At 62.1% G+C, this 13,081-nt stretch carries 11 protein-coding genes; 6 read left to right on the top strand and 5 right to left on the bottom strand.

The window, feature by feature from the left end:
• The 6 genes from narH (at position 1) to rfbA (ending at position 5,246) form a co-directional block, all read left to right on the top strand.
• Entirely contained in the window at positions 1-1,596 is a 1,596-nt protein-coding gene (gene narH / locus ACO07W_RS09360; protein WP_421842622.1) for a nitrate reductase subunit beta, read from the top strand.
• Between the two features lie 7 nt (positions 1,597-1,603).
• Positions 1,604-2,284, top strand: coding sequence for a nitrate reductase molybdenum cofactor assembly chaperone (narJ, locus tag ACO07W_RS09355; protein WP_421842620.1), 681 nt, complete (start codon positions 1,604-1,606; stop codon positions 2,282-2,284).
• Positions 2,281-3,024 (top strand): respiratory nitrate reductase subunit gamma, encoded by a 744-nt coding sequence (narI, locus tag ACO07W_RS09350; protein WP_421842618.1) that lies wholly within the window; start codon positions 2,281-2,283, stop codon positions 3,022-3,024. The genes narJ and narI overlap by 4 nt, the downstream gene beginning before the upstream one ends.
• A 155-nt stretch (positions 3,025-3,179) precedes the next feature.
• Positions 3,180-3,935, top strand: coding sequence for a maleylpyruvate isomerase family mycothiol-dependent enzyme (locus ACO07W_RS09345; RefSeq protein WP_421842616.1), 756 nt, complete (start codon positions 3,180-3,182; stop codon positions 3,933-3,935).
• A 42-nt stretch (positions 3,936-3,977) separates the two neighbouring features.
• Entirely contained in the window at positions 3,978-4,352 is a 375-nt protein-coding gene (locus ACO07W_RS09340; RefSeq protein ID WP_421842614.1) for a nuclear transport factor 2 family protein, read from the top strand.
• Between the two features lie 27 nt (positions 4,353-4,379).
• Entirely contained in the window at positions 4,380-5,246 is an 867-nt protein-coding gene (gene rfbA / locus ACO07W_RS09335; RefSeq protein WP_421842612.1) for a glucose-1-phosphate thymidylyltransferase RfbA, read from the top strand.
• Between the two features lie 23 nt (positions 5,247-5,269).
• On the opposite strand, the gene ACO07W_RS09330 is transcribed toward rfbA, so the two are convergent.
• From ACO07W_RS09330 to ACO07W_RS09310, 5 genes are all read right to left on the bottom strand, one after another.
• Positions 5,270-6,559 (bottom strand): pyridoxal phosphate-dependent aminotransferase, encoded by a 1,290-nt coding sequence (locus ACO07W_RS09330; protein ID WP_421842610.1) that lies wholly within the window; start codon positions 6,557-6,559, stop codon positions 5,270-5,272.
• Between the two features lie 30 nt (positions 6,560-6,589).
• Positions 6,590-9,403 carry a heterodisulfide reductase-related iron-sulfur binding cluster gene (locus tag ACO07W_RS09325; RefSeq protein WP_421842608.1) on the bottom strand — a complete coding sequence of 938 codons (2,814 nt, stop codon included), beginning with the start codon at positions 9,401-9,403 and terminating at the stop codon, positions 6,590-6,592.
• 390 nt (positions 9,404-9,793) lie between these two features.
• The gene (locus ACO07W_RS09320) at positions 9,794-11,623 is read right to left on the bottom strand and encodes an Hsp70 family protein (RefSeq protein ID WP_421842606.1); all 1,830 of its coding nucleotides are present in this window, start codon (positions 11,621-11,623) and stop codon (positions 9,794-9,796) included.
• Positions 11,624-11,764: 141 nt separating this feature from the next.
• Positions 11,765-12,346, bottom strand: coding sequence for a hypothetical protein (locus ACO07W_RS09315; protein WP_421842604.1), 582 nt, complete (start codon positions 12,344-12,346; stop codon positions 11,765-11,767).
• Between the two features lie 33 nt (positions 12,347-12,379).
• A complete protein-coding gene (locus ACO07W_RS09310) occupies positions 12,380-12,931 on the bottom strand; it encodes a hypothetical protein (RefSeq protein WP_421842602.1) in 552 nt (183 codons plus the stop codon).
• Positions 12,932-13,081 lie beyond the last annotated feature (150 nt).

The following is a 13,081-nucleotide window of genomic DNA, read 5'->3' as shown; positions in this document are numbered from 1 at the left end:
ATGAAGGTCATGGCTCAGCTCGCGATGGTGATGAACCTAGACAAATGCATTGGGTGCCATACTTGCAGCGTCACCTGCAAGCAGGCCTGGACGAATCGTGGCGGCATGGAGTACGCCTGGTTCAACAATGTGGAAACCCGCCCTGGACAAGGGTATCCCCGCCGATATGAAGATCAGGAGAAATGGCGCGGCGGTTGGACGCTTAACAAGCGCGGAAAGTTGACGCTCAAGTCCGGGTCGAAGCTGCGCAGACTTCTCAATATCTTCGCCAATCCGGACTTGCCCACGGTTTCGGATTACTACGACCCGTGGACCTACGACTATGAGAGCCTGCTGGCTGCGCCGGCTATGGACACCACGCCGGTGGCTCGTCCCAAGTCATTGATTACCGGCGAAGACACCAAGGTGACTTGGGGCGCGAACTGGGATGATGACCTGGGTGGTGGGCCAGAACAGGTCGGTCGTGATCCGCTGCTGGCTAAGGTTTCTGAGGATGTGAAGCTCGAATTCGAGCAAACGTTCATGTTCTATCTGCCGCGTATCTGTGAACATTGCCTCAACCCGGCATGCGCAGCGTCGTGCCCGTCCGGCGCGATCTACAAACGCAGCGAAGACGGCATTGTGCTGGTCGATCAGGACCGGTGTCGTGGCTGGCGGCAGTGCGTTACAGGTTGCCCCTACAAGAAGATTTACTTCAACCACAAGACCGGCAAAGCCGAGAAGTGCACGTTCTGCTATCCGCGGGTCGAAGTGGGTATCCCGACGGTGTGTTCGGAGACGTGCGTTGGCCGGCTGCGCTACATCGGGGTGCTGTTGTACGACGCTGACGCTGTTGCGGCGGCAGCTTCGGTGCCCAACGAAGCGGATTTGTACCCGGCGCAACTCGGAGTGTTTCTGAACCCGCACGACCCCCGAGTGGTCGCGGAGGCAGAGCGCGCGGGGATATCGAGTGAATGGATCGACGCGGCGCAGAACTCGCCGGTGTACCGACTCATCGTCGACTATCAGCTGGCGCTTCCGCTGCACCCGGAATACCGCACAATGCCGATGGTTTGGTACATCCCGCCGCTGTCCCCGGTGGTCGATGTTCTCGCCAAGACCGGTCACGACGGTGAGAACACCAATAACTTGTTCGGTGCTATCGACGCGCTCCGAGTCCCGATCGAGTACCTGGCAGAGCTGTTCACCGCCGGTGAAGTCGGGCCCGTTCGCCTTGCGTTGCAACGGCTTGCGGCTATGCGCTCGTATATGCGCGCCGCGAACTTGGGTGAGGACTTCGACGAAACAATCCCGACATCGGTTCGGCTGACCGGCGAAGAGATTGAATCGATGTACCGGTTGTTGGCGATTGCCAAGTACGCCGACCGCTACGTGATACCCAACGGTGCCGGTTCCGACGCGCACCGCCTTGACGCATTGGCCACCGGATGCAGCTTAGATGGCGATGGCGGGCCGGGAATGACGGCGTTCGACGCTGTGGCCAACAAATTCCATCTCACCAACACCAACGGTGTTGCTGGCGAAAATGGGTCGGTCCGGGTCAACCTGCTCAACTGGGACGGCAAGAACCCCGATGGGCTGGTGCCCTCAAAGTGAGTGCGCAATGAGTATCAAGATGCTGACGCTTGGTCGCAGACGTGCCGGCGACGCTGTCGCGCTGTCTGAGCGTGACCGACGGTTGGTGTGGCGCCTTGCCGCCTTGCTGCTGGACTATCCCGGCGCTGAGACCCTTGCGATGGCCGATCAACTCACCACTGCGGCGAAGGAGCTGCCCGAAGCGGTGGGTGCGCCGCTGATCGCCGTTATGGGTGATTTCTGCGACGGAGATCCGCTGGAGCTCGCCGCGCGGTACGTCGAAACGTTCGATATGCGCCGCCGGGCCAGTCTGCACCTGACGTACTACGCCTACGGCGACACCCGCAAGCGCGGCATGGCGTTGCTGCGGTTCAAGCACGCCTACCGTCATGCCGGGATGGCGCTGGGTGATCGCGAATTGCCGGATTACCTGCCGCTGGTGCTCGAATTCGCGGCGACCATCGACCAATTACAGGGTGAGCGCTTGCTGGTTGAGCATGTGCCGGTCCTGGAACTGTTGCGGCTATCGCTGCTGGACTCCGATTCGATCTACGCCAACGTCGTGGCCGCCGTGCTCACGACATTGCCGTCGATCAGTACTGCCGATCGCCGTCGGATTGCTGAGCTGGCCGCCCAGGGGCCGCCGGAGGAAGACGTAGGGCTGGAGCCATTTGCCGTGGACCCGCTTATGGCTGAGGGGCGCCGATGACATTCCTACTGTGGATGATCGCGCCGTATGTTGCTCTGACATCGTTTGTCCTGGGCCATGTCTGGCGCTACCGGGCGGATCAGTTCGGCTGGACCACGCGGTCGTCCCAGATTTATGAGAGCCGATTGCTGCGGCTGGGCAGCCCGCTGTTTCATTTCGGCCTGCTCGGCGTATTCGGTGGTCACGTGCTCGGTCTGCTCATTCCGGAATCGTGGACGGCGGCAGTTGGAATATCCGAACCCGCCTACCACTTCATGGCGGTATCGATGGGCTCCCTTACCGGGTTCGCAGTCGTAGCCGGTCTCGGAATCTTGTTGTACCGGCGTATCACCGTGCCGGCGGTGCGCAAGGCGACGACTCGTAGCGACAAGCTCATGTATCTACTGCTGGTGGGCGCGCTAGCCACTGGGATGCTCAACACCCTGTCCAACGTTTTCGTCCGATACAACTATCGCGACACTGTATCGCCGTGGTTTCGCAGCCTGTTTACGCTGCGCCCGGAAGTGCAGCTGATGTCTGAGGCGCCGTGGACGTTTCAGTTGCATGCGTTGATCATTGTTGTGTTGCTTGGGGTATGGCCCTACACGAGGTTGGTCCACATGTTCAGCGCGCCGGTTGGATACTTGGTGCGCCCAGACTTGGTCTACCGTAGCCGCGACCTGCAAAAAGCATCCGGCAGCCGCTACGCAAAGGCCTGGGCCGCGCCCGAAGCACCACCGGTGCGCAGCCGCTGGGTATGACGCTGACGTTTGCGAATCAGCGGCAAAGCCGACCGTAGGCAAAGTTCGGCGGCGATTTCAGCGGCTTCGTGCCGCCACATGCCGGGGCCCGACACGCGGCAACCCGTCTTCAAACAGGCGTCAGCGACCATCGCAGCGCCGGGTAGCCTGACGGCGTGGACTATGCGGCGCTATTTCTCGAGCAGAACCGCGCTTTTTCTGAGTTGATGCGCAGCGTTGAGGAGTCCAATCCGGTGCCGACTTGCCCGGGCTGGAGCTTCGGCCAACTGATTCGCCATGTCGGGCGTGGGGATCGCTGGGCGGCGCAAATCGTCCGCGATCGCTTAGATCACTTCCTCGATCCCCGCAGTGTCGAAGGCGGCAAGCCGCCGGCTGATCGTGACGGCGCTGTCTCCTGGTTGTGCGGCGGCGCACAGCTTGTCCTCGATGCTGTTGAGCTGACTGGACCGGAAACGCCGGTTTGGACTTTCCTCGGGCCGCGACCGGCGAACTGGTGGATCCGACGCCGGTTGCACGAGGTGGCGATGCATCGAGCAGATGCCGCAATCGCGCTTGGGTGTGACTTCGCGCTCGACCCTGGCGTGGCGGCTGATGCAATCAGCGAATGGCTGGAGCGTGTCGCGATCGAGGCGGGGGCCCAGGGCACAGCATTGCCACTCGAGGACGGCACGATGATGCATCTGCACGCCACCGACTCCGGGTTGGGCGTGGCCGGCGAATGGATGATCGGCACCTCAGGTGGTCGGATTACCTGGTCACACCAACACGGCAAGGCCACCGTGGCGCTACGCGGCGGAGCCACCGAGCTGCTGCTGGCGATAGTACGGCGAGTCCCGATCGTCGACACCGGGATCGAGATGTTCGGCGACGAGACGGTATGGCAAACGTGGCTAAAACGGACGCCTCTCTAATCCTGCGACCAGGATGGGTGCATACGGGGTAACTTGCAAACCATGACCACATCGGAGATCGCCACCGTTTTGGCTTGGCACGATGCCCTCAGTGCGTCCGACGTCGAGACCTTGGTGGCCTTGTCCAGCGACGACATCGACATCGGTGATGCGCACGGCGCCGCACAAGGGCATCAGGCGCTGCGCAAGTGGGCAGCCGAGATCGCGACGACTGCGGAGCTCGGCCGCATGTACGTGCACGAAGGCGTCGTGGTGGTTGAGCAGAAGATCAGTGGCCAGGATGCTCCCGGCGCCGTCGCAAGCGCCGCGGCAGCATTTCGGGTAGTCCATGATCACGTCACCTCGGTGTTTTGGCACAAGGATTTGGCGTCGGCGTTGGCGGCTACTGATCTGGCCGAGGCCGACCGGGTCGATTGAAGCCGACTGAGGCGTTAGGAGCCACTCATGCGCGGGATCATCTTGGCCGGCGGCTCGGGCACTCGGCTGTACCCCATCACTATGGGCATTAGCAAGCAACTGCTGCCGGTCTACGACAAGCCGATGATCTACTACCCGCTAACAACGCTGATGATGGCCGGCATCCGCGACATTCAGTTGATCACCACGCCACACGACGCCCCGGCCTTTCATCGACTGATGGGCGACGGATCTCATTTGGGCGTGAATATCAGCTACGCAACTCAGGACCAGCCTGATGGTCTGGCACAGGCATTCGTCATCGGGGCCAACCATATCGGGAACGATTCGGTAGCGTTGGTCTTGGGGGACAACATCTTCTACGGCCCTGGGCTGGGGACCAGTTTGGGGCGCTTCCAATCCATTAGTGGTGGTGCGGTTTTCGCCTACTGGGTTGCGAATCCCACGGCGTACGGTGTTGTCGAGTTCGGCGCTGATGGTGTGGCGCTGTCGCTTGAGGAAAAGCCGGCTACCCCAAAGTCAAACTACGCGGTGCCGGGACTGTATTTCTATGACAACGACGTGATCGAGATCGCTAAGGGATTGCGTAAATCGGCACGCGGCGAATACGAGATCACTGAGGTGAATCAGGTCTACTTGGATCAGGGCCGGTTGGTGGTCGAGGTGCTGGCCCGTGGAACAGCCTGGCTGGACACGGGAACGTTCGATTCATTGCTGGATGCCGCAGACTTCGTCCGCACGCTGGAACGCCGCCAGGGTTTGAAAGTCAGCATTCCCGAGGAAGTAGCGTGGCGGATGGGCTGGATTGACGGCGAGCAGCTGGCCCGGCGCGCCCGCTCGCTGTCCAAGTCGGGATACGGCGCCTACTTGTTGGAGATGTTGGAGCGCAGCTGATTTCGGCTGGTTTTGTGGCCAGCTTACTGCTGGTAGCTGGCCAGGAAATTGCCCAGTCGCTCGATTGCAGCTGCCAGATCACGGGACCAAGGCAGCGTGACGAGTCGCAGGTGATCCGGCGCCGGCCAATTGAAACCGGTGCCCTGGGTGACCAAAATCTTCTCGGACAGCAGTAGGTCGAGGACGAGCTGCTCGTCGTCGGCTATGTCGTAGACCTCGGGGTCCATCCGCGGAAACGCGTAGAGCGCACCCTCCGGTTTGACGCACGACACCCCGGGTATTTCGTTGAGTTTGGTCCAGGCGACGTCGCGCTGCTCAAGCAGTCGGCCGCCGGGAAGCACCAGATCTTCGATGCTCTGGTGGCCGCCGAGGGCGACCTGGATTGCGTGCTGCGCCGGAACATTCGGGCACAACCGCATATTCGCCAGCAAGCTGATCCCTTCGATGAAGCTTTCAGCGTGATCCTTGGGACCGGTGATTGCCAGCCAGCCGGCGCGGTACCCGGCGACTCGGTAGGCCTTCGATAGGCCGTTGAATGTCAGGCATAGCAGATCGGGCGCGAGGCAGGCTACGTTTATGTGCTGCGCGTCGTCGTAGAGGATTTTGTCGTAGATCTCGTCGGCGAGCAGCAGCAGCTGATGCTTCCGTGCCAGATCGACCATTTGGGTAAGGATTTCGCGGCCGTAGACCGAGCCGGTTGGGTTGTTCGGGTTGATCACGACTAGTGCCTTGGTGCGCTCGGTGATCTTGGATTCCAGGTCGGCGATATCGGGCTGCCAGTTTTGGGTCTCATCGCATAGATAGTGCACGGGAGTACCACCGGCGAGGGAGGTCGACGCAGTCCACAGGGGGTAGTCGGGCGCCGGGATCAGCACCTGGTCGCCGTTGTCGAGCAGGGCTTGTAGTGTCATCGTGATCAACTCCGAGACACCGTTGCCAAGATAGACGTCGCCGACGTCGAAGCGTGGGAATCCGTCGACGAGTTCGTAGCGGGTGACCACTGCACGCCGGGCCGACAGGATGCCCTGCGAGTCGGAGTATCCCTGGGCGTCGGGCAGCGCCTGAATGATGTCGCGCATGATCACGTCGGGAGCTTCGAAGCCGAAAGGCGCCGGATTGCCGATGTTGAGCTTGAGGATGCGGTGCCCCTCAGCTTCCAAGCGTGCGGCGTGCTGGTGTATTGGGCCACGGATTTCGTACAAGACGTCCTGAAGTTTGGACGACTGTGCGAACCGGCGCTGACGCTGATGACCCGAGGTGTGCCAGGGCAGCTGGTGAGTAGTCACGTCACCAATGGTGCCATCGCTGTCCAATGAAATTTGCTGACAGGTGGCAAAACTTGCTTAGCGTTTGCCGGGTGGGCGAGCTCCGCGCGTGATGCCCAACCCTTTTACTGGTGCCGCGGGGGCAGCCTGGTCGCGGTCGGCTTGGTCAGCTGGCTGCGGCTCCGGCTTTGGTTGGGTTTCAGCATCGGCAGGCGTTGGTGAGGCAGTCGTAGCCGTCTTGGCCTCGGATTGTGCTGGTCCCTTCTTGGCGCCGGGTCGTTTGGCGCCGGCGGCGATGCCCAGGCCTTTAGCTGGTGCGGCGGGTGCGGCGGGTGCTTCGGGTGCGGTGGCCTTCGCGGCTTGGGGTGCGGCTTTCTTGGCGCCGGGTCGCTTGGCGCCACCAGCGATACCCAGGCCCTTCACCGGCGCGGCGGGTGCGGCGGGTGCTTCGGGTGCGGTGGCCTTCGCGGCTTGGGGTGCGGCTTTCTTGGCGCCGGGTCGCTTGGCGCCACCAGCGATACCCAGGCCCTTCACCGGCGCGGCGGGTGCGGCGGGTGTGTCGGCTGCCGGCTTCGGGGCCGATTCGGACGGTGCGGCAGCCGGCGCCTCGGCGCTCGGTGCCGCAGCCTTGGGGGCGGTCTTGGCGGCTCGCGCTGCGGCGTCTTTCGCGGCCGTACCCTTCGCTGGCAGCTTCGTCGTATCGCGGTCGAGTGACCCGAGTAGTACCTGTGCGACGTCAAGCACTTCAACGCCGCTGCGACCGGCCTCCTCCTGCCGGTCGTTGACACCGTCGGTGACCATCACTCGGCAGAACGGGCAGCCAGTGGCGATTGCCGAAGCGTCGGTGGCTAGTGCCTCATCGACCCGCTCATGGTTTATCCGCTTGCCAATGTGTTCTTCCATCCACATACGGGCGCCGCCCGCGCCGCAGCAGAAGCTACGCTCGGCGTGGCGTGGCATCTCGGTGAGCTTGGCGCCGGCTGCACCGATCAACTCACGCGGCGCCTCGTACACCTTGTTGTGGCGCCCCAGGTAACACGGGTCGTGGTAGGTGATTTCTCGCGACACAGAGGTAACGGGAACCAGCTTCTTGTCTCTGACGAGCCGATTGAGCAGCTGGGTGTGGTGCAACACCGTGTAGTTGGCGCCTAGCTGTCGGTATTCCTTCCCGATGGTGTTGAAGCAGTGCGGGCAGGAGACGACGATCTTTCGGTCGACGCTCTCGACGCCTTCGAACAATCCGTCCAGTGTCTCTATAGCTTGCTGGGCTAGCTGCTGGAACAGGAACTCGTTGCCTGACCGGCGCGCCGAGTCGCCGTTGCAGGTTTCACCGGTGCCTAGCACCAGGTACTTCACTCCCGCGACGGCGAGAAGCTCAGCGACGGCTTTGGTGGTCTTCTTCGCCTTGTCGTCGTAGGCGCCCGCGCAACCGACCCAGAACAGATACTCGTAGCCGTCGAAGCTGTCGACGTCTGCGCCGTAGACCGGGACGTCGAAATCAACCTCGTCGATCCAGCTGGTCCTATCCGCTGCGTTCTGCCCCCACGGGTTGCCCTTGTTCTCCAGGTTTTTGAACAGCACCGACAGCTCGGACGGGAACTCCGACTCCATCATCACCTGGTAGCGCCGCATATCGACGATGTGATCAATGTGTTCAATATCGACCGGGCATTGCTCCACGCATGCGCCGCAAGCGACGCACGACCACAGCACGTCGGGATCGATCACACCGCCCTGTTCGGCTGTGCCAACCAGGGGGCGAGCTGCCTGCTCGGGTCCGTGCCCGGGTACCCGACCGAATCCCGACTCTGGGACGTGGTGACCCTCGTGCTCAACGGTCTCGAGATCAAGGCCCTCCAGCGGCTCCGGGCTTTTCTCACCGAGGATGTATGGCGCCTTGGCCATCCAGTGGTCACGCAGGTCCATGATGACCAGCTTGGGGGAAAGGGGCTTTCCGGTATTCCAAGCCGGGCACTGCGATTGGCAGCGTCCGCACTCGGTGCAGGTGGCGAAGTCGAGATTGCCCTTCCAGGTGAAATCTTCGATCTTGCCGCGGCCGAAAATGGCGTCGTCGCTGGGATTCTCGAAGTCGATCGGCCTGCCGCCAGACTCCATCGGCAGCAGCGGGCCCAACCCGTCGGGCAGCCGTTTGAACGTCACATTGATGGGCGCCAGGAAGATATGCAGGTGCTTGGAGTGCAATACGATCACGAGAAAGGCGAGCATGACGCCGATATGCAGTACCAGCGCGACGGTCTCGATGATCTCGTTGGCGCTTTGGCCCAATGGTTGCAGTAGTGAGCCCATAGCGTGGGAGAAGAATGCGCCACCGCGGTAGGGGAATTCATCGCCAAGTGCGTTCACCGACGCACCGCGGAATACGGCATACGTCCAAATGACGTTGAAGATCATAAACAGGACCATCCACGCCCCGCCATTGTGTGAACCATAGAAGCGGGATTGGCGGCCGTGCTCTTTGGGCTCACTACGCAGCCGGATGATGGCAAACGTGACGATGCCGGTCAGGACAGCCAGTGCGAAGAAGTCCTGCAAGGCGCCCAGCGCATTCCAGCGACCGATGATTGGCAGATGGAAGTTGGGCTGAAACAACACCCCGTAGGCCTCAATGTAGACCGTGAGCAGAATGAAGAAGCCCCACATGGTGAAGAAATGCGCCACACCGGGCAACGACCACCTCAGTAGCCGGCGCTGGCCGAATACCTCGGTAACCTGAGTCCAAATCCGGGTTCCGATGTCGTTGGTGCGCCCGCTTGCCGGCTGGCCGGACATCGTCAATCGGTATAGCCATAGGACGCGCCGCAGCGCTAATGCTCCCACCACCGCGGTCATGCCCAGGCCCAGTATCAGTCTGATGAGCGTCTGCGTGGTCACGGCAGGTCTCTCCAATGCATAGTCGCTTCGGCGTTGCTACGCCGTACCCTTGTCGGTTGCGAGCGATGTGTCCTTGGCGCCCGCTTGACCTGCTCATAGTGACATCTGCGCGGTTTTAACCGCGAGAGAGGTTGTCCTAAGTTGTCGCGGAATGTCCGGTAGCCGATCCGATTCAACAGTCCAAGGTTGGTCGCCCTTTCGAGCACAATACGTTCGAGCTACCTGGGCTGTTGCGCGGCGTCCCCGAATTGACATCGGGTGTGGGCGATGCGGACTGGTGTTGTCGGGCGGCCGGGTCGAGGTCGGTCAAGTCCGCAGCTCGCGCGCTATTGGCTTGCTGTGCTTCGGGTGCGCACTGTCCGTGTCCGCATCGCCACGATTCTAAGCCCGTCAGGCCCCCGGCGCCGCGGTGGTGGGCGTCACAGGTGCCGTCGTTGTCGTGGGCGCGGTAGGACTGGACGTCGGCGGTGTTGTCGTAACCTGCGAGGACGTTGTGGGCATGCTCGTGGTCGGCTGGGTCGTCGTCGATGTCGGAGGGGACGCCGTCGTGGTGGTTGTGCTCGACGGCGTGGTGGGGAGTTGGGTGGTTGTCGTAGTGACTGGCGGCTGTGCGGTGGAAGTGATGGGTGGCGGCGGGAGCACCGTTGGGGTTTGACTGTTACTCGGCTCGGTCACGGTAGCGATTTCCGATGTTGGTGAGGGTGTCGATTGGGTTGACGAAGTGGTATCGGTGGGGGCGTTGTCGTTGGAACCCAGCTTCAAGCCCAAGACCACGGCTATAAGCACGCCTGTGCCGGCGGCGACCAGGCCGACGGCCGCCGCCCAGGGCTTGTACCACGGAACCGGTTCGGGCTTTTCGGGAGACTGATCTTCGTTGGTCGTGTCGTAACGCGGGTCGACATCCGCCTCGTAGCCTTTGGTTGTCGCGTCGCGGCCGTAGTCGCCCGTGCCATCGACGCCGGTGTAGGGGACCGGTTCATCGCCTCCGGTTTCTTGAGACCAGGCCAGGGCGCGGTACGTTGCCGACTTGACGTTTTCGGAGCCGGATTCGCCAGCGGCTGCGTTGGCAGCCTGATTCGCCCATGCAGACGGAGACACTTCGGTCGGAGGAACGGCGGCACCGACGATATTTGTCGGTTCGTCAACGGCTTGTCCCGCACCTGTCGCGGCCGCCGCTGCCCAACCCTCCTGGCCGAGCACCGCCGCGCCGATAGCGGCGCTGAGCATGGGTTGCGCGGTAGTGAAGATAGGCACCCGCAAGCGTTCCGACAACCGTGCGGTGATCAACGGGATACTGGCGCCGCCGCCGACGGTTGCCACAGCAGCCAGGTGGTTTTGTTGAATCTTGTTGCGCTGTAATGCTTCTTCGATTTCGGCGATGAACTGTTCCAGCGGTCCCGTGATGAGTTGGTCGAATTCGCTGCGCGACAGCCGAAGATCCAGGTCGGAGCTCGGCGACCTGGTCACTGCCGTCGGGATGGTGGTGATCGTCGCCGCAGAAAGTTGTTCTTTGGCGCGACGACAACCACCCACGAGGTGAGTCATCGGCCCCATTCCGGTCGCGGTGTCCGAAAGGTTGGCGGCGTCGACGCGGGGAGCCGCGGAGAGAACGTGCTTGAGAATGAGCTGATCAATAGCTGCACCGGAAAATTGGCGGCTACGGACGGTGGGGTGAATTGGCTGATAGTTCGAGCTGGCGTCGGTCAACGTGATGCTGGTGCCGCTGTCTCCGAGGTCAACAAGGACCACGACGCCGTCCGTCGGGAACCTCGGATTGCTGGACAGGGTCGCGACCGCGGCTGTTGTGTCGGAGACCAACGCTGGAGGGGCGCCGTTGGATGTCATATGCGGATGGCTGGCTAGTGCGTTGCGCAGTGCGGCAACCTGGCCTTGCGACCAATACGCGGGCACCGCGATGGTCACCGGCGCTCCGGAGCCCACGGTGCGTGCGAGCGCGTCGAGCGCTCGGGCGGTCAGATCGTTGCCGAGGTACTTTGTCCCATCTGCCGAGACCAGCGGGGTCTGATTCCCGACCCGATCGACAAACCCCCGCAACACTATGCCAGGCTCGGTCAAGTTGGGGTTCTCTTCTGGCACACTGACTTCGGCGGCCCTTTGGTCGAACAGTGTCAAAACGGAGCTGCGAGCTACGGGAGCTGCCCTCACCCGGGCTGCAACCAGGTTGGCGACCCCGATCGACAACCCGAGCGCCTCGCTCATATCACAACCCTGTGTCCTTATTTCGCTCGCGGTTGGCCGGTGTCTACCCTAGCGCCGCTGGCGGCTAGCGAGTCCTATGTTTTCTCGGAACCCGACAATCAGCGGCGTCGCGGTGGGCATAGACATAGCGCCGGTGGCGTCTTATGGAAAGTGGGGCGGCAGTGTAATCACCGTTGGCACTCGCGGAATGGTAATTACTGTCGGCAGCGGCGGGAGGCCCGGCACATGCGGCAGCCGTGGCCGGTGTTGCGGCGGTTGCGGGGGAGGCGGCTCGACTTTGGAGCTGGCGGTGGGTGGTGATGCCGTAGTGGTTGTGCTGGTAGGCGGTGGCGTGGTGCTGGTCGGCGGCACTGTTGTGGTTGTGGTGGGAATCGGTGTCTCGGGGCTCGGAGTTTGGTTGGCGTCTTGGGTGTCACCCGCCAGCTCGATGATGCCGTAGACGATCAGCGCGGTTAGGCCTAATACAACGAGGGTCCAGCTGATCAGCCAGGCGGGTTTTTTGTACCACGGAGTGGACTCGGCGAGTAGGTGATCAGGATCGAGGGGGTCAAAACTGTAGGGCGCAACGGGCGAAATTGGTGAAACGGGCTGACTGGGTGCGATGGACGGAATAGGAGGTGAAGACGGACGGATCGGACCTGCCGGCGGAAATCCTTCTTTGCCGAGGCTGGCGTCGTGGGGCGGCTGGGATTTGCAGTCGTCCGGTGGGCCGGTGCGTGCCACGGCTTTGATGGTACGTAGCTACCGGCCGGGTGCTCAGAATGTGTTGACTTTGTCGATGCTGACGTACATGCCGTGGCCGGTGCGATTGTTGGTAAAGCGGGTTCCGTCCGTGGTGGCGGCGATGATCCAGCCTTGAGCATCGTAGGTCTTGTAGTCGATCGTCACGGTAGGGATGGCGCCGAGGTTGCCCAGGACCCATTGCACCGAGCCGCCAGCAGTGATGCTAACCCCGTTGGCATGTTCGCCGTCCTGCATCGGGGAATTGGTGAAGGGTGCCTCGCAGCCGACGCTGTTTTTATTGATCTGGCAGCGTGTCTTGCCGGATTTGGTTTCGATGAAGACGTAACCGTTGTGGTCCGGCTCGAGCGGGATGGTGCCGGCCGGTGTGGTCGGATTTGCGGGTGTCGGCGCGATGGCGGTCGGCGGTGAGGTCTTCGATCTCGGACTTGGAAAGGAGGGTTCGGTTGGTCCTGAACCTGACGAGGAAGTCGGCCTGCCGTCGATCGTATTGCTGCATCCGCTGGCCAGCACAGTGACCGCCAGCAGTCCGCCGGCGATTGCTGGGATCACTCTTTGCAGAGACATAACAGAGCTCAGCCTACGCACGACGTGGGGTCAGTGACCGTAGTGACGCGCCTGGTATGCGCAGTTTGGTGGGGATTCGCGAAATTGCAACTGCGGCCAGCTTACTCGCGAAATGCGCGGCAGGGTTTTACGTGCCGTCTCACTTGTTAA

The sequence above is a fragment of the Mycobacterium sp. genome, assembly GCF_965230835.1.
GTDB lineage: Bacteria > Actinomycetota > Actinomycetes > Mycobacteriales > Mycobacteriaceae > Mycobacterium.
This window is presented reverse-complemented; position numbering and strand designations above follow the sequence as displayed.

Excerpts from the sequence above, each read along its gene's own strand:
- narH (WP_421842622.1), top strand. The coding sequence starts at position 1 with ATGAAGGTCATGGCTCAGCTCGCGATGGTGATGAACCTAGACAAATGC.
- narJ (WP_421842620.1), top strand. The coding sequence starts at position 1,604 with ATGAGTATCAAGATGCTGACGCTTGGTCGCAGACGTGCCGGCGACGCT.
- narI (WP_421842618.1), top strand. The coding sequence starts at position 2,281 with ATGACATTCCTACTGTGGATGATCGCGCCGTATGTTGCTCTGACATCG.
- ACO07W_RS09340 (WP_421842614.1), top strand. The coding sequence starts at position 3,978 with ATGACCACATCGGAGATCGCCACCGTTTTGGCTTGGCACGATGCCCTC.
- rfbA (WP_421842612.1), top strand. The coding sequence starts at position 4,380 with ATGCGCGGGATCATCTTGGCCGGCGGCTCGGGCACTCGGCTGTACCCC.
- ACO07W_RS09320 (WP_421842606.1), bottom strand. The coding sequence starts at position 11,623 with ATGAGCGAGGCGCTCGGGTTGTCGATCGGGGTCGCCAACCTGGTTGCA.
- ACO07W_RS09310 (WP_421842602.1), bottom strand. The coding sequence starts at position 12,931 with ATGTCTCTGCAAAGAGTGATCCCAGCAATCGCCGGCGGACTGCTGGCG.